Raw genomic sequence first — 22,287 nt, forward strand, 5'->3', positions numbered from 1 at the left:
CCGATGGCACGGCCGACTCCCCCGTTCCCCCTGAGCCCGGCGTTGCTGGAGGCCTATCGCGTGCACGCGCGCCGCCGGTTGCCCGCGGGGCAGGTGGGCGGGCATCTCCGGCGGCAGCAGGGGCAAAGCCTTGAATTCCGCGAGCACCGCCAGTACCTGCCGGGCGACGACTTCCGGCACATCGACTGGCGCGCCTCGGCGCGCCTGGGGCCTGCGGCGCCCCCCCTGGTGCGCACCTTCGCGGCCGAGCAGCGCGTGACCGTTGCCGTGTCCATCGACACACGGGCGACCATGCGGCTGCCGGACCAGGGCCGGAAGCTGGACGTGGCGCTGTGGCTGGCCCGGGCGGTCGCCACCGTCGCCCTGGCGTCGGGCGACCGCGTGCTGCTGCACCGGCTGTTCGGCGATGGGGATGCGCTGGAGGAGGTCACCGGTCGCGGCCTGCCGCGGCGCGCTTTGGACTTCCTCGAGCGCGCGGCCACCGGTCCAGCCGATGAAACCTTCAACGGCGCCTCCATGCAAAGCCGTCTGCCTCCCACCTCCGTGTGGATCGTCGTGTCGGACTTCTATTTCGAGGACGCCGACGGGCGCTGGCGGGATCTGCTCGCGCGGGCCCAGGAGGGGGCCCGCTGGGTGATTCTGGTCGAGCTGGACAGCTGGCCGGCTGAGCGTGCGCTGCTCACCGGTGGTCCGACCCTGGTGGACGGGCCGGGCCTGCCGGCCGGGCCGCTGCGCCGCGACCTCGACGAGAACCAGGCGGCCGCGGTGGCGGAACGCCTGGAGGCGCACACCGCGGCGTTGTGGCGGCCGGTCCGTCGCGGTGGGCTCGATCACGTCCCGTGGCGCTGGCCCGCGGCGCCGATGGCGGACGGCGGCGCCGCGTACTTCGTCGAACGCTTCACCCGCGATCTGACGCTGGCCCGCCTGTTCGCGAGGCGCGCATGACCGCCGCCGCCCTCACGGCCGCGCTGGTGGCGCTGGTCGTCATCTACATGCGGCAGCCGAGCTTCCGCGCGCTGTCGCTCTCGGCCGCGCGTTTTCTGCTCGACCTGCCTGAGCCGACCGCGACGCGGCGGCGCTGGTCGGTGGCGGTGCCGCTGCGGTCGCCATCTTTCTGGATGCAGGCCGCCGTGCTGGCGCTGTTGCTCGCCGCGGTCCTTCTGGAAACGTGGCGCGTGGCCGGCGCGCCCCGGGCTCGGCTTGGTGTCTGGCTTGTCGTCGACACCTCCTACAGCATGACCACGCGGCAAGGCGGGACGACGCGCTTCGACCTCGCGCGCGAGACCGCCGGCCGCGCGATCGCGCGTGCCGACGCGCAACGGACCGGAGACACCGCGTGCTTCCGCATCTCCTCGTTTGACCTGAAGCGCATCGACCGTCTCTCCGACGGCGGGGCGGACGCCGCCCGCGCGGCGTTGGCCGGCCTGACCCCGCAACCGATCGGCACCGATCTGTCCGCGGCGACGGCGGCGCTGGCTGAGCCGCCCGCGGACGGGTGTCCGATCAGCCATGTGGTGGTCATCACCGACCGGCCGGCTCCCGCGCTCCCGCCCGACGCGGAGCGGGCGCTCGTCTGGATCGACGTGGGACAGCCCGTCGACAACATCGGCATCGAAGCCGTGGACGTGCAGCGGGACCCGTTCACCGGCGCGGCGCGCGAGGTTGTCGCGTCGATCACCGCCTGGGGCGGGCGGCCGGCCGACGCCCGCGCCACCGTGTTCGGACCGGACGGCCAGCCGGTCGCGGAGCGCCAGGCGGCGTGGTCGCCGTACGGCCCGTGGCGGGTCGCCTTCCAGCCGGACCGGCCGGGCACCTATCGCATCGCGGTGTCACCCGCCGGCGCCTACGACGGCGACGACGCCGCCGAGGTGGAGGTGAACGCCGGTGTCGGACTGCGCGTCGATTGGCGGCTTGCGGACAAGCGGCTGCCCGAGCGGCTCGGGTGGACGAACGACGCCGGCCGCCCGATGTTGAAGGTGGTCAGCGACGCCGCGCAGGCGGGACCGGAGCCGACGCTGGTGGTGGGGGCCGGATACCGGGCCGGCGGCGCATCGCGCGTCGCGCTCTTCGCGGACCGTCATCCCATCCTCGACGGGGTGAACTTCGACGTGCTCGACGGAGCCGGCATGGCGGCGGCCCGCTTTCCGGCCAGCTTTCCGGCCGGATTCCGCACGGTGGCCGCCGATGCGGCGCGCCATGTCTGGATCGCCACCGGCGAGACGCCGCGCGTCGTCCTGCTCCCCGGGTTGCCGGTGACCGGCCGCGGCCCCCTGGATGACGCGTCGACGCTGCTGTTCTTCAACGCGGTGCGCTGGCTTCTGGCCGGCCAGACCGCGCCGGTGCCGACGCGCTGGCTGACGCCGACGGGCGCGGTGGTTGCGGCCGCCGAGGGGGAGGGGAACACGGGCGGGGAACACCGCTCGCACGGCAGCCTCGACGCGTTGGTCCCGCGGCCGGCCGGCGGCGCCCCGGAACCGGTGTGGCCGTGGCTGCTCGCGGCCGCGTCGCTGCTGTTCGCCGCCGAGCGCGGCCACGCCGCATGGCGCTGGAGGACGGCTTGACCTGCTGGGCGGTCCCCCTCCTGGGCGGTGCGGTCGGCTGCGACGGCGGCGGCTGGGTTGGCGCGGTGGCGATCGGCGGCGCCGTGCTGGCCTGGGCCGCGTCGGTCGTGCAGGCGGCGCGGGCGCGGCGCGGCGGACGCGGCGCCTGGGTGTGGGCGCTTCCGGTCGTGGTCGCGGGGATCGGCTGGCTGCTGGCCGCCGCCGCCGAAGCCCCGTGGCTGGCGCGCGGCGGCGGGACGGCCGAGGGACGACACCTGGCCGTCGTGGTGGATGCCTCCGCCAGCGCCCGTCGGACGCCGGAGCAGCTGCCGACGGCCTTGCAGCGCTTGGGCGAGCGGCTGGGGGACGCCTCGCGCCGGAGTCAACCCCTGGACACGGCCAGCGTCCTTCTGGTCGCCGACGGGATCGCGGAGGTCCGCAAGCGCGCGCCGCTCGCCGGACTCGCCGGCGCCCTTCCCGGTCTGGCGGGGGAGCCGGGACCACCCGATGGCGAGAGCGACCTAGCCACCGGCATCCGCGCGGCGGCCCGCCACGTCCGGACAGCGGGCGGCTCGGGCGCGGTGCTCCTGCTGTCGGACGGGTTGGAGACCCGTGGCGATGCCGCCGCCGCGGCGCGGGAGGCCGGGCGCCTGGGAATCCCCGTGCACACGGTGCCCGTGGCGAGTCCATCGCCCGGCATCGGGCTGGTGGCGAGCCATCTGCCGCCGCGGGTGGCGGCCGGCTTCCGCACGCAGCTCCGCCTGATGATCGCCAACCCGCACGACCGGGCGGCCGGATTTCGCCTGCGCGCCTGGCTGAACGGGACCGGCGCGCCCGCCGAGGGGGCGGAGACCGTGCCGCCCGAAGCGGTGGGAAGCGCCATGCTCCCGCTTGAGTTCTCCGGTCGTGGACTGCAGTTCGTCGATGTCGAGCTGACGCCGATCGCGGGAGGTCCGGCGCAACGGCGCCGGCTCTACACCCAGGTCGACGCGCCGACCCGTGTTGCGGCGCTCGGCCCGGCGCCCTGGCTGTCCGGGTTGCCCGATGGCGCCTACCGCGTGATGCGTCCCGCGCCGGGCGAGGCCTTCGACGTCGACGATCTCGACGTCGTCGTGATCGACGGCGTTCCGGCCGACCGGCTCGCCTCCGGGCAAGCGGAGCGCATCGCTGCGGCGGTGCGCGGCAAGGGCCTGGGGCTTCTGCTCGTCAACGGGCCGCACCGCGGACGGAGCGAGGATCCCACCGTCCTCATGGGATACGAAGCGACGGCGCTCGACCCGTTGCTTCCGGTGTCCAGCAAGCCGCGCGAGGAAAGGGTCGAGCCGCCGGGCCGGCAGATCGTCGTGATGATCGACACGTCGGGCTCGATGTGCGGGGCGCCCCTTGCGCTGGCCCAGGAGCTGGCCGGGCGCATCGTGGAGCAACTGCGCGCGCGCGACACCCTCACCGTCACCGCCTTCGCGAGCGGCTTTCAAGACGTCCTGTCCAACGCCGGCATGGGGCCCGATGGCAAGGCCCGCGCCCGCAGCGCCATCGGGTCGCTGGCGTGCGGCGGCGGCACCGATCCCAACGCGGCCCTGCAGCGGCTGAGCGCCAAGGACGGCCGGCGATGCGGCCTGTTCTTCATCAGCGACGGCGAATTCGACCTTCGCACCCGGCAGCCGGGGTGCATGACCACGGTGTTCGCCATCGGGCAGACCGCGTCGTCGGTGAACGGCGCCATCCACCAGTTGGGCGAGGTGCACTTCGTCAATGACAGCCGCGACATGGCCGGCTTGCGCCTTGGCTTCTTCGATCCGGAGAAACGGAACAAGACGTTCGAACCCGGCCGGTACCGGCCGGACGCCCTGATCCCGACGTCCGGCTACCTGCCCGATCCGCCGCAAGAGCTGGACGGCAACGCGGTCTCCTTTCCGCGCGAACGCGTCGAGCTTGCGGCGACGCGGCCGTATCCGGTGGATCCGGTGCTCGCCTTTCTCGACAGCGGCGCCGGCACCGCCGCCGCCTTCACCACCGAGGTTCCGGCGGGGTGGGGCCATGGCGGCGGCGCCCGAGCGATCGCGGCCTGGATGGAGCGGCTGGCCGCTTGGCCGCGGCGCGACCGCTACCTGTTCGACCTGGTCGACGACGGCGGCTCCCCGACGCTCCTCGTGTCGCTGGCGGTGCAGGACGGGCGCACGCCCACCGTCGAGCAACTCTCCGCGAGTCTGCGCGCACCGACCGGTGACCTGCCGCTGCGCACCGACGCCGATCCGACCACGTGGGGACGCTTCCGCGTCCGCTTGCCTGTGCCATCCGGCGTGGACGCGGCCACGCTGGTGCTGCGCGAAACCGGGCCGGACGCCCTGGATCGCGAACAGCGCATTCCGATACGCCTCGGCGGGCCCGAGAGAGGCGTGGTTGCGGCATCGTCCGAGCAGTGGGCCTTCGGCATCAATGCAGAGTTGCTGAAAGCCGTTGCCGCGGCCAGCGGCGGGACCTACGATCCGCCACCTTCGGTCCTCGGCGGAGCCGCGCCCAAGCCGCCCCTTGCCGTCCCGCTGTGGACCTGGTTCCTGGCGCTCGCCGCCCTCGTGTACGTGACGATGATCGCTTTCTGGAAGGTGCGCCGGTGACCGATGAGGTTCTGCTCTCCGATACGGCGTCCCCGCCCGCGCTCAACGGGGCGGCGCTGCGCACCGTCCACGGACTGCCGACGCCGGAGGCACCGCTGCTGGCCGTTGCGGTCGGCCTGCGGGCGCCGGTGCTCGGTGCCCTCGATCGGGCGCTCGGGCGGCCCGCGGCGCCGGCGGCGCCGCTTCCCGAGGCGCTTGATCTCCTGACCGCGCCGCTTGGCCTCGACCCGCGCCGGCTGCGCTCGGCGTGGTCCCGGCTGCTCGGCCGGCTGCGCTTTGTCGCTCGCCCGGAGGGCGAGCCCCTTCAGTTGCTGGTCGCGCAGGCGGCCGCTCCCGACCCTCGGCCGGTCCGCGGGGTTGGCACAGGCGTCTACATGCCGGTGCCGATGTGGGGCTTGGTGGCCGCCATGGCGTGGGACGATCTCGGCTTCCGGCGCGAAGTCGCCGCGCGCGTGGTGTCGCATCTGCGGGAAGCCCACCTGATGCCGTCGGGCGTGGCGCCGTCCGTGCGCCTCGCCCCGGAGACGTGCTGGATCCTGCTCGCGGCGGGCGCCGACGCCGGAGCGGAGTCGCTCCGCTGGTGGAGGCTGGGCCTGGCGCGCCGACGCGCCGTGCGGGCGCAGACGGTCCAACAGCTGGCGTCGCTGATGGCGCTGAGCTCCCCGGCCTGGGCCGGCTTTTGGGACCAATGGCTGCTCGACCGCTTGCTGACGCGCACGCCCGACCTGGCGCGGCGGCTGTGGCCGGAGCTGGCCGATCCGCTTGCGCGCCTGCCGCTCACCGCCGGCGAGCAGGCCGACCATCCCCTGGCGTGTGCAGGCTGGGCGGCGGAGCGCCCGGACTGGATGCCTGCTCCCTCCCGCGTCCCCTTCTGAACCAACGGCGGCCGACATGCTCGATCCCAAAGTCCTGAGTTCCCTCGTCAACGCGCACCACAACACCTTGCAGAGCCTGCTGCACGTGGAGGACGTGCTCAACGGTCGGTTCATCGGAATGGAGACCCATGTGCGCGCGCTCATCCTGGCGGTGGCGTGCGGCGAGCCGTTGCTGCTCGTCGGACCGCCGGGAACCGCCAAGTCCCGCCTGATCCGCGCCTTCTGCGGCACCATCGGGCTCATCGACGAGGACGATCTGTCCAAGCGCGGCGACGGGTACTTCGAATACCTCCTGACGCCCTTCACCGAGCCCGGCGAACTGTTCGGGCACTACGACATCGCGGCGCTGCAGAGGGGCGAAGGCATGGTGCGCCTGGAGAAGGGCATGATGCAGAACGCCTCCGTCGTCTTCCTGGACGAGGTGTTCAACGCGTCCAGCGCCATCCTGAACTCGATCCTCGCTTTCATGAACGAGCGGCTGTTCCACGACCGCGGCGAACTCCGTCCCGCGCGCATGCGCTGCATGTTCGCGGCGACCAACGACGTCCCGCGCGGTGGCGAACTGCGCGCCGTCTACGATCGCTTCGTGCTGCGCAGTTGGGTGGAGAGCGTCCGCGACACGCCGGAGGAGCTCGGCGGCCTGATCCACCGCGGCTGGCTGGAGACGTACGCGGTCGGCCATCCGCACGAGAACCTGGCCCGTCTGCTCGACAAGCTCGACGCGCTGCGCGCCGACATCGGCCGCGCCACCACGCCCGATACGGTCAAGCGCCCCGACGACAAGGGGCTGTTCGGCAACCTCGCTCACCTCGTGCGGACGGCCCGCCAGTACAGCGCGAGCGCCGTATCGAACCGCCGACTCGTCAAACTCAGCTACATCATGACGGTCCACCGCATGCTGCGCGCCGTCCAGGAGAGCGCGCAGGGCAAGGCCAAGCCGGCGGCGGAGCTGCGGCTCGGGCGGCCGGAGTTGGCGCTGTTCTGGACGCATTTCCTCGACACCATCGACCCGATGGTGGTGCAGAAACTCGAAAAGCTGCCCTACCCGGTGGAGTGACACGCGTGCAGGTCACCGTCTTCGCGCCCGAGGTGTGGCGGCCGGCGATGGACGCGGCCGCGGCGGAGCTGCCGCCGAGGGCGGCCGCGCTCATGCGCGCCATCGTCCGCTATCTCCATGACCGCCACGTCGGCCTCGCGCCGCGGCCGGCTGGCCGGCTCGCGCTTGCGTTGCTGGGCGACGGGCGGGGGCGGCGGCCGGTGCTCAGCGCACGCCGGCAAGGCGTGGCCGACTGGGTCCTGGCGTTCGAGCGCCTCGCCGACGGGGTGCTGCCGGTGGCGGACGGCGGCGACGGGCGGGCCGGGCGGTCGCCGGCGACCATCGTCCCGTCGGCGGTTCCCTACGCGCTGCTCGACCGCGTCGCGCTGCCGCTGGCGGCCGCGGCGCAACGGCAACTCGGCCGCTGCTACCTGTTTGGTGCCGAGGGGCACGCCGCGCCGGCGGACGGGGCGCGGCTGCTGGACGCCTACGAGGCTGACCTGGACGCCGAGCTCGGCCGCCTGTGCGCCGGCTTGGCGGCGGAGCCGCCGCGGCTCTTCTGGCGCCACGAAGGGACGGACGTGGCCGCGCTGTCGCGGCGCGGTGGCCCGGCGGCCGGCGGCCTGCCCGAAGCGGACGCGGAGACGGTGATGTTGCTCCAGGAACTCGACCCGGTGCTCGGGCCGGCGGTCCGCCGGCACGCGCGCAGCGTGCGGCCGCACCGCGCCGCGCTGCAGGCGAGCGGGGCGCGGCCACGGGAAGGCGGGGTCGCCGGGATCCGGGCGACGCGCAGCATCGACGACGTCGACGACATGCTGGTGAGCGAGTTCGCGAACGAACGCCTCATCCTGCTCGACCGTCTGGTCAACACCGGCTTTCTGGTGCGCCATCGGCCGCCGCGCCGGCAGAACCGGCGGGATGTTCTGCTCGTCGGGGCGCTGCCGTTGGGCGCGCGCGATGCGGCGCGGCGCCTCGCCAAGGTGAGTTGGATCGACACCATGGCCCGGTTGGCCCCGGTCCTGCAGTCGTCGGGGCTGCCGCGCAGCGACTTCGCCTGGCTCGATGGCGACCGGTTGGGTGGGGTGGCGCACGGCTTCGCCGGACTGCCGGAAGGGCGGCCGCTGCCCGGCGGCGACGGCTGGACCCTGAGCCCTGCCGACCGCGTCCGCTTCGTGTGGGCCCTGGATTGGCTGCCCGGCCTGCTGGACCGGCGCCGGACCTATCCCGACAACCTCGATCCTCCGCAAGGCGAGCACGCCGACGATGTCGCGGCGGCGTGCGCCCGCTGGACGCACGGGGCGCTGGCGCACGCCCTGGGTGGCGCCCCGCCGGCCGGCGACGGAGACGGCCGCCGGCCGGATTTGAACGATTACGGCTTCGTCCACGTCATGGTCGTCCTGCCGCACCCGACGGAGGGGCTGGAGGATGGCGCGGCGCGTTCGGCGGTGTTCGCCGCCGCGCGGGCGCTCGGCCTGGACAAGGGGCGGCGGCAGACCGCCAGCGTCCTGTGGATTCCCGAACGCGCCGACGACCTGGCGCGCTGGTGCGTGGCGTTCGACGACGGACCGCTCCTCCGGGTGATGGACGCGCTCGCCCCGCCGGCGGAGGCGCCGGAGGGCGGCGCCGACGCTCCGGACCCCCACCGGCTGGCCGGCGGCCTGATCGGTCTTTGGCTCACTCACCTACACGAGGCGATTCTTGGTGGCTGAACGCTGCTTCCTCATGCCCGTCCTGACCGCCACCGAGGCTCTGCAGGCGCTGGCGGTGCTCGCCCCACACGCCGAGGCGGCGCGGGCCGCGCGCCTGCGCGTCCGGCTGGAGGGCGACGGGTACGCCCGCCTCCTCATTCCGGACCCGTTCGTGCAGACCGGCTCGTCCGCCCACCGGAAACAGCGCGAGGAGGTCTTCAACCACCTGCGGTGGGCGGTGGCCGCGGCGCTCGACCGCGAACCGGACGACGAGGAGGCGCACCTCGACCTTGATGGCGGCGATCTGCAAGAGGCCTTCGAGGCGGTTCCGCGGTTGCTTTTGGAAAGCGGATGGAGCCGCCGGGGAGAGACGGCGCAGCCGGTGCCCGGCGAAGCGGTCGTGCTCCTGGCCTCGGCCGACGAGGAGGCCGCGTGGTCCATCTTCGACCAGTTGAACGTGCACGCCACCGCCGTGCGCGTCACCGCGGCGCAGGCGGCCGATGGCGGCGGGATCCACCTGTTCCATGTGCGCGACGACGACGCGCGCGTCTCGTCCTTCCAAGGGCTGCGGACCAGCGGCTTCCTCGACGCCGCCGCCGTTCTCGAAGGCTTCGCCTTCGGCGGACGCAGCGTCTTTCTGCCGTCGGGCAACCCGCCCGACGCCCAGGCGTTGGATCCTTTCTTTCGGGCTTGCGCGGTGATCGCCGATGTGGCCCGGCCCAGCGAGCGCGGCCCGGTGCTGGCGCTGACCGTCGCCGGCGCCGGGGACGCGCGGCGCATCGACGTGTACCCGCTGAACCGCCTGCGCTACCGCGACAAAACGGGGGTGTGGCCAAACGCCGCCGGGCGCGCCGACATCGTCCGCGTCCATGATCTCGCCGGCTCCGACGCCATGGTCGAGGCGCTCGCCGCACGCGTGCGCGCGGCGGAGCCGCTGGTCGGCTATGAGTTGGAACTGCGGGACGGCTTTCCGGCGCCGGGGGCCGACACCGACCTGCTGCGCGTCCAGGAGAAGATCGCCTACTACACGGAACTGGCCGCCTACCTGTCCGGTCTCGCGCGCCCGCAGCCCATTCTCATGCGCTTCGACGACCGCGCGCTGCCGGCCTTGGCCGACGCTTTGCGGCGCTTCCCGCTCATGGACGTCGACGACGGTCGACTCCGTTACGGCTTCCAGGCGACGGGCGCGGACGGTGGCGTCCATTACCTGTTGGTCTCGCCCGACGAGACCGCGCCCGCCTCGCCGCTGCCGGAAGGGCTGTGGCGGGACATGCTCGACGCCGAGCCGATGGTCTTCCGCGTCGATCCGTTCTTCGCGCGGTTCTACACCGAGGCGCGACCGCAGAGCGTGGTGTTCGTGCCGGAGCGCGCCACCCTGTTCCCGCCGCTGCACAGCTGGGATCAGGCCGACATCGACGCCTATCTGCGCGACACCCTGGCCGTCTGGTTCCATGGGCAGCGCGGCGCCCAGACCATCCCCGAGCGGCCGTTTTATCTGTTCCGCCACGACGACCGCGGCGCGGGCCGGGTGGTCGTCGAGGTGCTGGATGCGGCGGCCTTCGTGCCGCTGCGCCAGCGCATCGGTTGGTTGAACCGGAACCTGGAGCTCCGCCACCGCCTCGACATCGAGGGCCTGGTCGTCGAACTCGCCGACAAGGCGGGGCGCGCGGCCTTGGCGGATCGGGTGGCGGCGGACGAAGAGGTGGCCCTCGCCGCCTTCGACGCGGCCGATCGCCGAGTCGAGCGGCATATGGGCGGGCAACTCGAGGAGCTGTTGGACCTGTTGACCGAGGAGGCGGGCACCGCGGCCTCGCGCGCCGCGTCGGCGGTCGAGACGCTCGACCGCTTGTACGCGGACCTCGACGTGATCGAGGCGGCGGTCGCGGAGCTGACCAAGCGCACCCGCGCGGTGGAGACCGCCGTGTCCGGCTTGGAGCTGGAGCGCACGAGCTTCGCCGAGCGGCGCGAGCGGCTGCAGGGCGACGTGGTGGACGTGCTCGAGGCCTCCGACGCCACCCTTGCGAGCCTGGAGGCGTCGGTCGGCGAGCGCATCCAGCGGTTGAAGGGGGCCTACGAGCGGCTCCACGCCATGCTCGTCGCCCGCCGGAGTTACCGATGAACGATCCGCACGCGCGTGAGTTCCATCTCGCTTTGGCCCGTCACGACGACGCGCTGCAACGGGCCGAGCGGGCCCTGGCGGACGGCGGCGACCATGCCCGCCGGCGCCAGGCCGGGGGCGTTCGCATGAGCGACGCGCTCGTCGCCGACCTCCAGCGGTGGACCGCGAGATTCCGCACGCTGCACCGGCGCCTGATCGGGCTTCGCCTGGAGCTCGAAGCGGAACGCGTGACGGCGCGGCGCGTTGCGCCTCGCGTCCTGTGGGGCCGGTCCGCGGTGACGATGCGCATGGCCATCGTCGGCATGTGGCTGTGGATCAACATCGTGGCGGTTCTCGTCGTGTCCGGGCTCGTCGGGGCGTCGGTCGCCGGGTATGTCTACAGACGGGAACTCGCCGAGGCGGCGCTGCTCGTCCTCGCGTTAGTTGCGGGCGCCGTGCGGCAGCTGTTCGAGGGCCTTCTATGATGGCAACGCCCTCGGCCGGCGCACCCCGCGCCTTCTCGCGGTACCTCCGTCCACTGCGCCCCGAGCGGGATGCCGACCTTCCCAGCCGATTGGCCCGCCGTTGGGGCGTGTGCGCCGCCGTGGCGGGCGGTGCCGGGCTGTTGGCCTATGGCACGCGCGCGCGGTGGTTCGATCCCGATGGACCGGGCTACGCGGCCTATTGGCTGCACGACGCCGTGTATCTGCCGTTGAAGGGGCATCTGTGGACGTGGGGACTGCCCTATTCGCTGGTGCCGTGGACGGTGCTCGCGACGCTCCTCGTCACGGGAGCGCTGGGGTTCCTGAGCGGCCGGCCGCTGCTGCGGGGCGCCCACGCGGCGCTGACCCGGCTGGCGTTGACGCGTCCGTGGGGCGCGGGGCTGCTCGATCGGTGGCACGCGCTGACCGCGTCGACCCCAATGCGCGCGCGCCATCTGGAGTTGATCGTCGAGCGCGAGCGCGTTGACCTGCTGGAGGCGTTCGATGGGGTTCCCGGCGAGCCGCCCCACCTGGCGCTCGTCGCCCGGCTGGCCACGGCGACCGCGCTGTCCACCGCGTTGCGCTTACGCTGTGACGATGGTCCTTCGTCGCGCATGGCCGTCGCGGCCGATCTTCTGGAGACGGTGATGCGCGTGGAGCGGGCCGCGACCACCAGTTCGGCCCGCGATGCCCGCGCGGCGGTCGACCGTTTGTCCGGGCTGTTGGACGAGTGCCTCGCGCGGGACGAGGCCCAACCCGCGGACGGTGCGTTCTCGGCACCCGCGCTTGCCAACGAGGCGCGGACCGTGGCACGGTTGATCCGCGCGCGCTGGACGTCCGGTCAACGAAGCGCCCCGGTCGCGCTTCGTCCGTTGGCCGCCGCGGTCGCCGAACGATCCGGCCGCCTGAACGCTCTGCGCGCTGTGGTGGAACGCCGCCTGCGCGGCCACGGCGGCGACGCGACCGCAATTCCCCCTCCGCCCCCGGCGTGCGGCCGGCTGGCCGCGCTGATCGCCTTGGCGACGGCGCGGGAGGCGGACGAGCCGGACGTGGCCTTGGCCTATCTCGACAGCGTCTCCGGCGTGGACTTCGCGCGGGGCGCCGGCCTGCCGGCGGAAGCGGAGGCCTTTGCGAACGCTTGGCTCGCCGAGGCGCCCGATCAACCGCACTGGCGGCTGGCGGCGCTGCTGGTGGGGGCACCGTCCCCCGCCGATGAGCACCCGACGCTGATGACCCCGGGCGGCCGCGAGCACCTGAACGACCCCATGCGCCGCCTCGCCTGGACGGCCGGCGCAGCGGAGACGACGCCATGACCGATCACCCCTTCCTGCCGCGGTTCCGCGCGTGGCGCCGCTCCCGGCAGCAGGAGGCGGACGCCCGCGCCCGCCGACTGCCCCTGCGCGGCCGGCTCGATGCCGTCATGCTCGGCTTCCTGCTCGCCTTGGTGGCGGGCCTCGGTGCCGCTGCGTACAGTGGAACGGAGGCGGCGCGCCGGCTAGGCTGGCTCGACCCGGCCGTTGTCGAGCCGGTTCCGGACGAGCGGATCCTCGACAACCTGCGCGGTGATCTGCCGGGGCGGCCGCTGCTCGCCGGCGCGTGGCACGCCGACGACGGCGTCCTCACCATCAGCCAGGCCGGCGGCGCCGTGCATCGCTACCATCCCGCCACCGGCCTTTGGTCGCGCGAGTGGCCCGCCGCCGAGGCGACCGGTCTCGCCAGCGACCTCGTCCAGCTGAGAGGCGGGTGCGGCGGTGATCCGGCGGCGCGTCAGGGCTGCGCCGATGCGGCGCCGCTGTGGGGCCTGGGCGAACGGGGAGCGCTGGTGCGCCGCCTGGACGGGCGCTGGCGCGCCGTCCTCGGTGACAGCGCCTTCGTCGGTCGCGACGGGAAGCCGGTGGACGGGGACGCGCTGACCACCGCGGCGTTGTCGGCCGACGGCGAGTGGCTGTTCCTCGGGACCAAGGCGCAGGGCGGCGGGCTGTACAGCGTGAGCGAACGGCGCTGGACGCCACTGGACAAGGCGCAGGACGTTCTGCCGGACGGCAGCCTCGAGCGGGCGGTCTCGTGGCGCGGCGAGTTCGCGGTCGGCGGGCCGGGTGGCCTCGCCTTCCTCGACCCGCGCGGCAACACCCCAAGCGCCCGGCGCCTGGCGGCGATCGATGGTGCCATCGCCGATCTGCTGGTGGACGACTCCGGGCGCCTGCTCGTGCTGGAAAAGCGCGCCTGCGCCGAAGGCGGCGACGGCTGCCTGCGCGTGTCGGCGCTGGACCGGCCGGGCGGGAGCGTCAGCCTCCTGATGGACGAGCGCAACCGGTACGCCGAACTGGATTCGGCCGCGTTGTTCTTCGCCGATTTGCAAGGGCGGACGCTCGTCGTCGCCGGACGCACCGGGGTGTACGCCTACGACCCGGCGCTGCGGCGCTGGACCCGGCTCGACGACCGGCCCGTCCTGAGCGTGACGCGCGTGCGTGACCGCGTCGTCTACGGCTACAGCGGCGGTGCCGCGCGCGTCGTCCAGGCGGCCGTGCAGCGGCGTTGGGAGCTGCCCGGAAAGCAGGTCGCGCAGATCGTGACCCTCGGCCCGGATCTGGCCGCGCTCACGGCGGACGGCGACGTCTACGCGCTGCCCGACGCCGGTGATCCGACGGCGGCGTTCGTGCGCGGCGGAACCGCGGCCGACCCGAAAGGGTTCACCAGGGCCTTCGGCGTTGGCGACCAGGTGCTGCTCACCGGCCCGCGCAAGGCGCTCCTGCACGACGTGCGCCGCCGCACCTACGCCGACATCGACCCGGCGGCCCTGCCGTCTTGGCTGACCGACGGACGGACGCCGACGGTCGTGGCGGGCACCCTCCTTTACGGGCTGGTGCCGCAGGGCGGCGCCGTGGCCGGCGAGGCCCTCGATCTGTCGACGCTCGCCGCGACCGGGACCGCCGCCGCCGGCACAACGCCCGCCGTGGCGGGGCCGATCCGCCGCGCGCGCGCCTGGCCGGGAAACGCGGTGGCGGTGATCGACGGGGGTGGAAGCCTGCAGCGTCTGCAGATCGACACGCGGCAGCCGATGACCGGCGCCGCGGATCCGGCGCTCGACCGCGCTCAGCTGCGCGACGTGCTGTCCGACGGCAACCGGACGGTGGTCGCGACCGGTTCCGGCGTTCGAAGCTACGACCACGCGATGCGCCAGTGGTCGGAGTGGGCCGCGACCGACCTCGACGGGGGCGACATCCGTGGGCTTGCTGGGGATGGCGGGCGGTTGCTGCTGCACACGGGCGCCGCGCGGCTTGCGCGGCCGGACGGGCACGTCCTGATCGGCAAGGACCGGCCGACGCTGGACACGGCCGGACTGAGCGACGCGTGGCGGGTGAACGACCTGCTCTACCTTGCCGGACGCGGCGTCGTGGAACGCTACGACCTCGCCGCACGGAGCGTGACCCAGCGCTGGCGCACACCGGGCGGCGGCGCCGTCAGCCTCGTCGACCTGCTCGACGGTCAGCCGTTGGTGTTGTCGGATGGGAGAGCGGTGCTCGGCGGTACCGTTCTGGGCGCCGGCGCCGGGCGCGTCCTGTCGGTCTCGGTGGACCCGGCCCGCATCTGGACGGTGCGGGAGGAGGGCGGCTCGCGCCACATCCGCACCCACAGCCGCGCGGCCCCGGCGGACGCCGCCCAGGACCGCTGTCTGTTCCGGACGGCGGCGGCGGGCGGGCGCGCCCGTCGGCTCCTGGACGCCCGGGCGCTCGGCGACGGCTGGCTGCTCGTGCTGACCGACGACGGGCTCCGCCTGTACAGCGAAACGGCGCGCAGCTGGTACCCCGTCGCGCCGATGCGGGTGACGCCCGAGCGCATCCACCGCGCCGGCGCGCATGTGGTGCTCGTCGCCGGCGGAAATCCGGCGCGCGTCCAGTCTATTCCCGTCGCCTCCATCACGCGCCCGGACAGCTGTGCGACGGCGCCGGTCAGCCTGCCCGAGAATTGGACGGAGGCGCGCAGCGTCAGCGTCGACGAGGCCGCCGGGACCGCCGCGTGGCTCGCCACCGACGGATCCGTGCACGCGTGGCAGGATGGGACGGCCCGCATGCTGCTGGCCACGCCGGCGCCGGCGCCGCAAACGGTGTCCTTCCTGCGCGTCTTCCAAGTGCATGAGCGGCTTGCCTTCGCTCTGCCCGACGGCCTCGCCGTGTACGACACGCGGGACCACGCGTGGTCGCGGGTTGCGCTGCGCGCCGCCGACAAGCCGGCGCGCGACATCGTCGACCTGACACTGGAGCCTGACGGTGATCGGTACGCCGTCACCGTGCGGACGGCCGACGGTAAGGTTTACGTCGGGCCGTGGGCCACGGGGGCCGCCACGGTCCGCTTGGACGAGGTGCGATCCCCGGGCTTGCCGGCGTTCGCCCAATCGGGAGCGGCCATCCTGGACGCCACTTCCGAAAACGGACTTTGGTCGTTCCTGCTCGAGGACCGGTTGAAACGCTTCGATCCCATCCGGCGGCGCTTTGCCCCCGACATCGTGTTTCCGGCGGTGGACCGCTCCCGTGCGCTGGTCCGCCGCGGCAACCGCTTGGTCGTCGAGGAGGGGAATGGCACCGCGTGGTGGGTGGCCAAGGCGGCACTGCCGCTCGATGGAGACGCCGTTCCGGCCAGCGCCGCCTTCGTCCGCGTGGAGCCCGCGCCCGGAGAACCGACTCTGCTTGCGGAGGACGGCCGGGTCGTGCGGCTGCGCCGGAACGGCGCCGTTGACGCGTGTGAGGTGGACGGCGCGTGCCGCGAGGTGTCGCCGCCGTCCATGGCGCTCGCTCCCGACACGGTGACCGCTGCGTACCGCAACGGTGATCTCGTGCTGTTCGACACGGTCGCCGGCCGGCGGCTCTACGATCGCGCCGAGCGGCGCGAGCGTCCAACGCCGCCGGAGGTGAAGGGGCTTGGTCCGCTGGCCGAGATACGGCGCGAGGACGCGCTGCTGTGGCTGCGCGATCGCGCCGGCGATGCACTGGCGCTCGGCTCCGACGGCGCCGTCCGCGCGCGGGCCGCCGCCGTGGATGCGCTGGTGACGGACCGTCACGATCGGCTGTGGTTGATGGGGCAGGGCCCGGCCCGCGTCTCCAATCGTGGTGAGTTGACGACCGTCGAGGCCGCCTTTGCGCTGCCGAAGGGGGTGCGGGCGGAGGTTGTCTCGGTGCCGCCCGGCGGCGTTCCCGCCTTGCTTGGCAGCGACCGCCGCCCGCGCGCCCTGCCGTCGGGGGCGGTGAGCGCCGGTGTGCCGCTGGCGCCGGCCATTGACGTCGGCGCGGTGAGCGCCGTATTCCCGACCGACCGGTCGGAGACGTGGTGGGTTCAGGATGGGCGAACGCTGATCCGTTTGGTTCTGAGCGCCTGCCCGGCGGCTCAGATCGCGCCTCCTCTTTCAGCCCCGGCACCGGAACAGCCCGCCGCGCGGACGCAAGCGCGCAATTCCGCCGCGTCCAAGGCGGGCGCGGGCGCTCCGAAGCCTGACGCTGGCGGCCGCGGGCCGACGGCCGAGGTCGCTCCGCCCGCGGCTGAGCCCTGCCTGGTCGCGGGTCTCACGCTCCCGCTTCCCGCCGATGCGGGAGCGGTGGTGGCGGTCGACGACGACCTGCCGGCGCGGCTCCGCGTGCGGTTCGCCGACGGCGGGACGTTGGAGAGCCGGGTGCGCGACGATCAACTCGACGCACCTTTCCGGAGCAAAGGGGCCGTGCCGTCGGCAGGCACGGCAACCGACGTCTGGCCGGAGTTGCGGCGGCTCGTCGCGCCGCGTCCGGACGGGGAGATCGCCATTGATCCCGCGCTCGGATTCGTGACGGACGCGTCGCGCATGCGCGTTCGGACCGCGAGCGGCAGCGTAGCGCTCCGCGTGCCCGTACGGCCGCAGCCGGAGAGCGTGCCGGCGCTCGACGCGCGGTGGCTCCGCTGGGACCGGAACGCCAAGAGCTTCCTGGTCGCCGGCACGAGCGGACCGGTTGCGGTGGCGCCAGACCAGCTGGTGCGCGACGGCCAATTCATCTTCGGAACACCCGGCCTTGCCGTTGCCGATGCCGGCGGCCTGGTGCGTGTCGCCAACCGAGCCGGCGTGTGGAGCTTTTCGTCCGCGGCGTTGGCGCTCGACGACGCGGGGATCACCTTCCATCCCCAGACCCTGCCGGTGCCGGTTGCCGCCGCACACGGCCGGTTCCTCTTTGACGCGGGAGGCGTGCCCTACGCGGGCGGGCCCGTGGCGTCCGACGACGACCGCCACACCGTCCGCGTCGGGGAGGCGACGTGGACCGAGCGGCTGCGCCGGCCCAAGGTCGCCGTCGCGATGCGGGTGGCGGGGCAGGACCACGAGGCGGGCGGCGCGGGGTTCGGGTGGGATCGCCGTCGGGCGGTGGTCGCGGCGGCCGGCGCCGTCGAGGTGCAGACGGAGCTCGGCATCCTGGGCAGCGATCGCCTCGCCGACGCCGACCCCGGCTGGTCGGGACGGCTTCCCGTCTCCGGTACGGTCGCCGGCCGCGATGGCGATGTGTTCCTCGACGATGGCGGCGCGTGGCACCGCCGCAGTGGCGGCCGATGGCGCCCGAGCACGGCCGACGACGCGGGGGCGCGCGACGTTCCGACGTCGCAACGCTGGCGGTGGCGCTCGACGCCCCAGGGGCTGGTGGTGGACCAGGTCGCCCTGGCGGAGGGGGCGTCTTCGGTGGCCTTTCTGGACGACCAGCTGCACGCGGCCGCGGTGGACGGCGGACGGCTGATCGTCGCCGACGCGGCGGGGCTGGCGATTGGCACGGTCGACGCCATCATCCAGGGCGGCGCCCGGCGCCGGCCGCTCGACATCGATGTGGACGTGATGCAACCCCTGCGTCCCGCGCCGGGGCGCCAGGACGTGTTCGCCCGTGGCCGCGGCGGGGCGTACCGCTGGAACGCCGCGGGCGACCGCTACGAGCCCGTGCCGGACAGCGCGAACGCGTTTGTCAACCGTGAGTTGGTGGCTCATCCGCGCCTGCGCTTGTCGTTGCGCGGGGGACGCGCGGGTGCGGAACTCCGCCTCGACGATTCGTCCGGCGGTGGCGACGCGTGGGTTCCGATCACGATGGAGAACGGCTTTCCCTTCGACCGCGTGACCGGGGTGCAGGTGTCCGGCGGGCGCCTGTTCGTCGGCACCGAGGCCGGTCTCGAGGAGCATGCCGCGACGGGTGACACCGGCTTCGATTCCATCGCGAGGCTCGTCGATCTGCGGGCCAATCGCACCGCGCCGCCGGCGCCCGTGCTGCGCATGGGCGAGCCGGTTGGGCAGCCGGGGGTGGTGGCGGTGCGCGCGCCGGGGCGCTGCGTCGTCTACGACGGCCACGGCTACGCCGAATGCCGCAGCCTTGATCTCGCCGATGCCGTCCGCCGCGCCGCCACACCCTGGTGGGAGTGGCGGCGTGACGCCGCGGGCGTGCTGTCCGGCGAGTATCGGGATGGCGCCGGCGCCGGGCTGGGTGTGGCCGTGACCCTGCGCGGCGGCCGCTTTCCGCACGACCGCGTCGCCGACGTGGCCGCCTGCGAGGGGCGCAGCGCCGTGCTGTGGGACGGCGGTCCGGTGACCGTGTTCGACGGGCTGGGCGTTGAGCTGACCCGCAGCATGCGCCAAACCGTGATGCCGGCGGCGCGCGACGCGCGCCTGTTTTGCCTGGAGCGCCCGGTCCGCGAGTTGGGGCTGGAGGTCTCGGCCGGTCTGTACTGGATCGGCGAGCGGGCTGTGCTGCACTACGACGGCGCGGCGTGGCGGCCGGTGGGCGACGCGCCGAGGACCGCCGTCGCGTTGCGCGCCGACCAGGGACTGCCCTTGGATCGTGAGCGTCTGCGCCTTGTTCAGGACCGCCGCGGCCTGCAGTTCCAACAGCGCCGCAACGACGGCGCCTGGGAGGACCTGGGGTGGACGGAGGGCCGGCTCGGCCTCGACGCGATCGACCGCCTGACCGTGGCGAACGGCCGCGTCTGGGCGGCGACGGCGGCGGGGGTGGCGACGCTGCAGCGGGCTCCCGACGGCAGCTTGCAGGTCGATCCCGACGGCCTGGTGATCGTGCGCGAACCGGCGCCGGGCTGCCGCGTCACCGATTGGGAAACCGGTGACGACGGCATGACGTCGTTGCGCTGCAACGCGGATTCGCGGAGCGTGCACGTCGGCCGCCTCGATCCGAGCGTCGATCGCGGCGTGTTCAGGCCCGCGGCCGGCGATCCCTTCGTCGAACGCGAGCTGCTGCCGACCGGCAGCGACGGTGTGTGGGGCTGGCGTCTCGTCGGGCGCGCGTCGGGCCGGCCGGGACAACTCGCCGGGACCTTCCGCGGCGAGCCGGTGAAGTTGGTGGGCGGCCGGTTCGATTTCGACTCGGTGGCCCAATTGCGGGCGTTCACGCCGGGCACGCTCGAGGTGCTGACCGAGGGCGCCGGATGGTTCCGGGCCGTCGGCGGTCTCGATGCCCGCGGCATGGCGCGGCCGCCGAACGACCGCGTCGACATCCGGGCGGTGCGCCGGCTGTCCGTGGCCCGCGACGACGACGGGGCACGCCGGCTGTGCGTGGAGTTCGCCCGCGGACGGGCCACGCAGCTGGATTCCGAACTGCAGGCCAAAGACCAGGTGGCGAGTTGTCGCGACGACGCCGGAACCGACGGGCTGTGGCGGTACGAGCAGGGGGTGGCCGGGGTGCGCATGCACACGGTCGACCGACGCCAGCGCAGCGGCGACCGGACGCTGACGGCGGGCCGCTTCACCGACGAGGTGGCGATCGGGCTGCCGGTTTCCCGGCGCGCGGCCGACGGCGGCGTGGAGCTGCTCGTTCCTACCGCCGCGGGTGTGGTCGTGTTCGACGCCGAGGCGAGGCGGAGGAGCCTCTATCTGCCGGCCTTCCCGGAGTTGCCGCGCGGCGCGGCGCCGTCGGTGCTGCACGCGGCGCCGAGCGGACGGGTGTCCTACCTTGGCCGGAGCGGCCTCGTCGATCTCGACGACGAAAGCCCACGTTCATTGCCGCTTCCGCGGCTGCTGCCCGAGGGGAGCAAGCCGCTGGCCCTGGATACCGGACCAGACGGCACGCTGCGGCTGGGCTGGCAGCGGGGCGGGGAGGCGGGATGGACGTTGTTCGACCCGAAGACGGTCGACGGCGCGCTGCGGTCGACGGAACCGGTGGACACCTCCGGGTGGCGCGAGTACGCCGAGCTGCGGACCTCGGCCGGCAACGCCGAGGCCGGCCTCCTGATCGAGATGGAGGGCCGAGTCGTGCGCATGTCCTCGGGATTCGGCAAAACGGCGCCCACGCCTCTGCCCAATGTCGGCGACGCGCGCGCCGTCGTGCGGGGCGACCGCAGGATGTTCGTGGTCGGTACCGGGGACGTGTGGCAGATCGATCTGCCGAGCGCATTGCGCGCCACGGCCGCGGCGAGCCGATAGGGGGTGGCGCGCCGCGGCATCGGCCGACCGCCGGCGTCGCGAAAGGGCATGGGGCAGGGCCCAGCCCCTACACAAAGGTGTTGCGCTGAGGGTGCAGCATGGCGCCCAGAGCCTTCTCGCACCTCGGTTTTGCCAACCCGCCGCTGCCGAAGAAATCTCCGGCTAAAGCACGCGCAGACCAAGATTCTGGCGCATCGGCTCGAAATCCTTGTCGTTGTGCAGCAGCACGTGTCCGCCGTCGATGCAGAAGGTCCCGATCAACATGTCGATGATCTTCCAGACCGTGATGCCTTTCGCACGCAGAGCGCGGTCGTTGGCGGCGACCTTGGGCGCGGCGGTCGGCGACAGCATCGCTTGCACCGCGTGCGTCCGCAGAGCCTGCTCGACGCGCCTCGCTTCCGCGTCGTCGCGCACACCTTGCAGAACCTCCAGCAGAACGATGTCGCCCACCAGGATCAGGCCACGCCCGACGAGCGCCTTCAATTTCCGGACCTGCGGCGTGTCGGCACGCCGAAAGAAATCCACCCAGACGGTGGTGTCCACAACGATCACGCCGCATCCCCACGGCCTTGGCGGCTCTCGGCCAGATCGCCGTCCCAATCGACGGTGCCATACAGCGCCAGCGTGCGCTCCTCCTGCTTTAGGCGAACCAGGCGGCGAAGCGCCTCCTCGACAACGGCCTTTTTCGTGCCCAGCCCGGTTGCCGCCATCGCTTCGGCGATCAGGGTATCGTCGATGTCGATGTTTGTGCGCACATCACCCTCCGTGTGTATGAACGCGCCAAATCACACACAGAGGACGTTGGAGGGAAGCAACACCTTTGTGTAGGGGCTGGGCGGCAGGGCGTCGTCCGCGCCCCGCCCCGGTTCGGCGGCGCGCGCTCCGAGCCGCGACGCCCGCCCCAGACGGCGCGCGGCTGCCGATTCCCGGCGTTCCGATCGCCACCTTCGGCTACGAACAAAGCCTTCAACTCCCCACGTCGGTGTGGCAATGTGGGCCACCCTTCCGGATGAGCTTGGTCGGGCGCTTCGTTACAACCTTGAAATCAAACCGTCGGCGTCGAGCTCGACGGATCGCGGGTGCAGAATGGTTCGCAAGCATGCGGGGCACGGGGAGCTTTGCGACGCAGGGGCGTGCGGTTCCGCGCCAGGCCGGACGAGGCGGTCATGACGGTCACCGTCCTTGATGATCGAGCCTTGGCGGACGCCGAGGCGCCCATCCAGCCCGAGTGCTCCATCGCCGTCGACACGAGCGTTTACCCGCAGGACGCGGTTCTCCGCGCCTGCTACGCCTTCACCGACCGCTGCTGGTTGTGGATCGCCAAGGGCACCGATGGCGGTGTGGCAGTCGGCATGCGGCGCAAGGACCCGCGCGCCGACCTTGACGTTCTGAAAGGCGAGTTCGCGAACGCGTTGCTCGACTTCGCGCTCCGGCACAGCATCGAGGAGCGCACCCGGGACATCAGAGCGACCATCGTCTCGGCCGCGCTTGCCGAAGCGACCGGGGCGCCGCCGACCCCGTCGAGGGGCGGAGCGTAG

At 73.4% G+C, this 22,287-nt stretch carries 13 protein-coding genes; 11 read left to right on the plus strand and 2 right to left on the minus strand.

Features of this window, described 5'->3' with window-relative positions; all coding sequences use genetic code 11:
* Nucleotides 1-3: 3 nt before the first annotated feature.
* The 10 genes from M2351_RS38505 to M2351_RS38550 are packed head-to-tail and all read left to right on the plus strand — an operon-like array spanning nt 4 to nt 20,749.
* Complete coding sequence (locus tag M2351_RS38505; protein ID WP_264661249.1) at nt 4-945, plus strand: DUF58 domain-containing protein; 942 nt, start codon at nt 4-6, stop codon at nt 943-945.
* Nucleotides 942-2,561 (plus strand): vWA domain-containing protein, encoded by a 1,620-nt coding sequence (locus tag M2351_RS38510; RefSeq protein ID WP_264661250.1) that lies wholly within the window; start codon nt 942-944, stop codon nt 2,559-2,561. The genes M2351_RS38505 and M2351_RS38510 overlap by 4 nt, the downstream gene beginning before the upstream one ends.
* Nucleotides 2,540-5,155: a vWA domain-containing protein gene (locus tag M2351_RS38515; RefSeq protein ID WP_264661251.1), complete on the plus strand. Its 2,616-nt coding sequence runs from the start codon at nt 2,540-2,542 to the stop codon at nt 5,153-5,155. Before M2351_RS38510 ends, M2351_RS38515 begins: the two co-directional genes overlap by 22 nt.
* Nucleotides 5,152-6,030 (plus strand): hypothetical protein, encoded by an 879-nt coding sequence (locus tag M2351_RS38520; RefSeq protein WP_264661252.1) that lies wholly within the window; start codon nt 5,152-5,154, stop codon nt 6,028-6,030. Before M2351_RS38515 ends, M2351_RS38520 begins: the two co-directional genes overlap by 4 nt.
* Nucleotides 6,031-6,046: 16 nt before the next feature.
* Nucleotides 6,047-7,087: an AAA family ATPase gene (locus M2351_RS38525; protein ID WP_264661253.1), complete on the plus strand. Its 1,041-nt coding sequence runs from the start codon at nt 6,047-6,049 to the stop codon at nt 7,085-7,087.
* A gap of 5 nt (nt 7,088-7,092) precedes the next feature.
* On the plus strand, nt 7,093-8,775 hold the full coding sequence (locus tag M2351_RS38530) for a hypothetical protein (protein WP_264661254.1): 1,683 nt from the start codon (nt 7,093-7,095) through the stop codon (nt 8,773-8,775).
* The gene (locus tag M2351_RS38535; RefSeq protein ID WP_264661255.1) at nt 8,768-10,873 is read left to right on the plus strand and encodes a hypothetical protein; all 2,106 of its coding nucleotides are present in this window, start codon (nt 8,768-8,770) and stop codon (nt 10,871-10,873) included. Before M2351_RS38530 ends, M2351_RS38535 begins: the two co-directional genes overlap by 8 nt.
* Complete coding sequence (locus tag M2351_RS38540) at nt 10,870-11,337, plus strand: hypothetical protein (protein ID WP_264661256.1); 468 nt, start codon at nt 10,870-10,872, stop codon at nt 11,335-11,337. Before M2351_RS38535 ends, M2351_RS38540 begins: the two co-directional genes overlap by 4 nt.
* The gene (locus tag M2351_RS38545; protein ID WP_264661257.1) at nt 11,334-12,647 is read left to right on the plus strand and encodes a hypothetical protein; all 1,314 of its coding nucleotides are present in this window, start codon (nt 11,334-11,336) and stop codon (nt 12,645-12,647) included. Before M2351_RS38540 ends, M2351_RS38545 begins: the two co-directional genes overlap by 4 nt.
* On the plus strand, nt 12,644-20,749 hold the full coding sequence (locus M2351_RS38550) for a hypothetical protein (RefSeq protein WP_264661258.1): 8,106 nt from the start codon (nt 12,644-12,646) through the stop codon (nt 20,747-20,749). The genes M2351_RS38545 and M2351_RS38550 overlap by 4 nt, the downstream gene beginning before the upstream one ends.
* 162 nt (nt 20,750-20,911) lie before the next feature.
* Here M2351_RS38550 and vapC read toward each other — a convergent pair whose 3' ends face one another.
* Complete coding sequence (gene vapC, locus M2351_RS38555; protein WP_264661259.1) at nt 20,912-21,292, minus strand: type II toxin-antitoxin system VapC family toxin; 381 nt, start codon at nt 21,290-21,292, stop codon at nt 20,912-20,914.
* Between the two features lie 5 nt (nt 21,293-21,297).
* A complete protein-coding gene (locus tag M2351_RS38560; protein WP_264661260.1) occupies nt 21,298-21,504 on the minus strand; it encodes a type II toxin-antitoxin system VapB family antitoxin in 207 nt (68 codons plus the stop codon).
* 411 nt (nt 21,505-21,915) lie between these two features.
* Between M2351_RS38560 and hxsD the strand changes: the two genes are divergently transcribed.
* Nucleotides 21,916-22,287, plus strand: coding sequence for a His-Xaa-Ser system protein HxsD (gene hxsD / locus M2351_RS38565; protein WP_264661261.1), 372 nt, complete (start codon nt 21,916-21,918; stop codon nt 22,285-22,287).

Source organism: Azospirillum canadense (assembly GCF_025961225.1).
GTDB lineage: Bacteria > Pseudomonadota > Alphaproteobacteria > Azospirillales > Azospirillaceae > Azospirillum > Azospirillum canadense.

Coding starts and splice junctions, on each gene's coding strand:
- M2351_RS38515 (WP_264661251.1), top strand. CDS start 2,540: ATGGCGCTGGAGGACGGCTTGACCTGCTGGGCGGTCCCCCTCCTGGGC.
- hxsD (WP_264661261.1), top strand. CDS start 21,916: ATGACGGTCACCGTCCTTGATGATCGAGCCTTGGCGGACGCCGAGGCG.
- M2351_RS38505 (WP_264661249.1), top strand. CDS start 4: ATGGCACGGCCGACTCCCCCGTTCCCCCTGAGCCCGGCGTTGCTGGAG.
- M2351_RS38550 (WP_264661258.1), top strand. CDS start 12,644: ATGACCGATCACCCCTTCCTGCCGCGGTTCCGCGCGTGGCGCCGCTCC.
- M2351_RS38540 (WP_264661256.1), top strand. CDS start 10,870: ATGAACGATCCGCACGCGCGTGAGTTCCATCTCGCTTTGGCCCGTCAC.
- M2351_RS38525 (WP_264661253.1), top strand. CDS start 6,047: ATGCTCGATCCCAAAGTCCTGAGTTCCCTCGTCAACGCGCACCACAAC.
- M2351_RS38510 (WP_264661250.1), top strand. CDS start 942: ATGACCGCCGCCGCCCTCACGGCCGCGCTGGTGGCGCTGGTCGTCATC.
- M2351_RS38545 (WP_264661257.1), top strand. CDS start 11,334: ATGATGGCAACGCCCTCGGCCGGCGCACCCCGCGCCTTCTCGCGGTAC.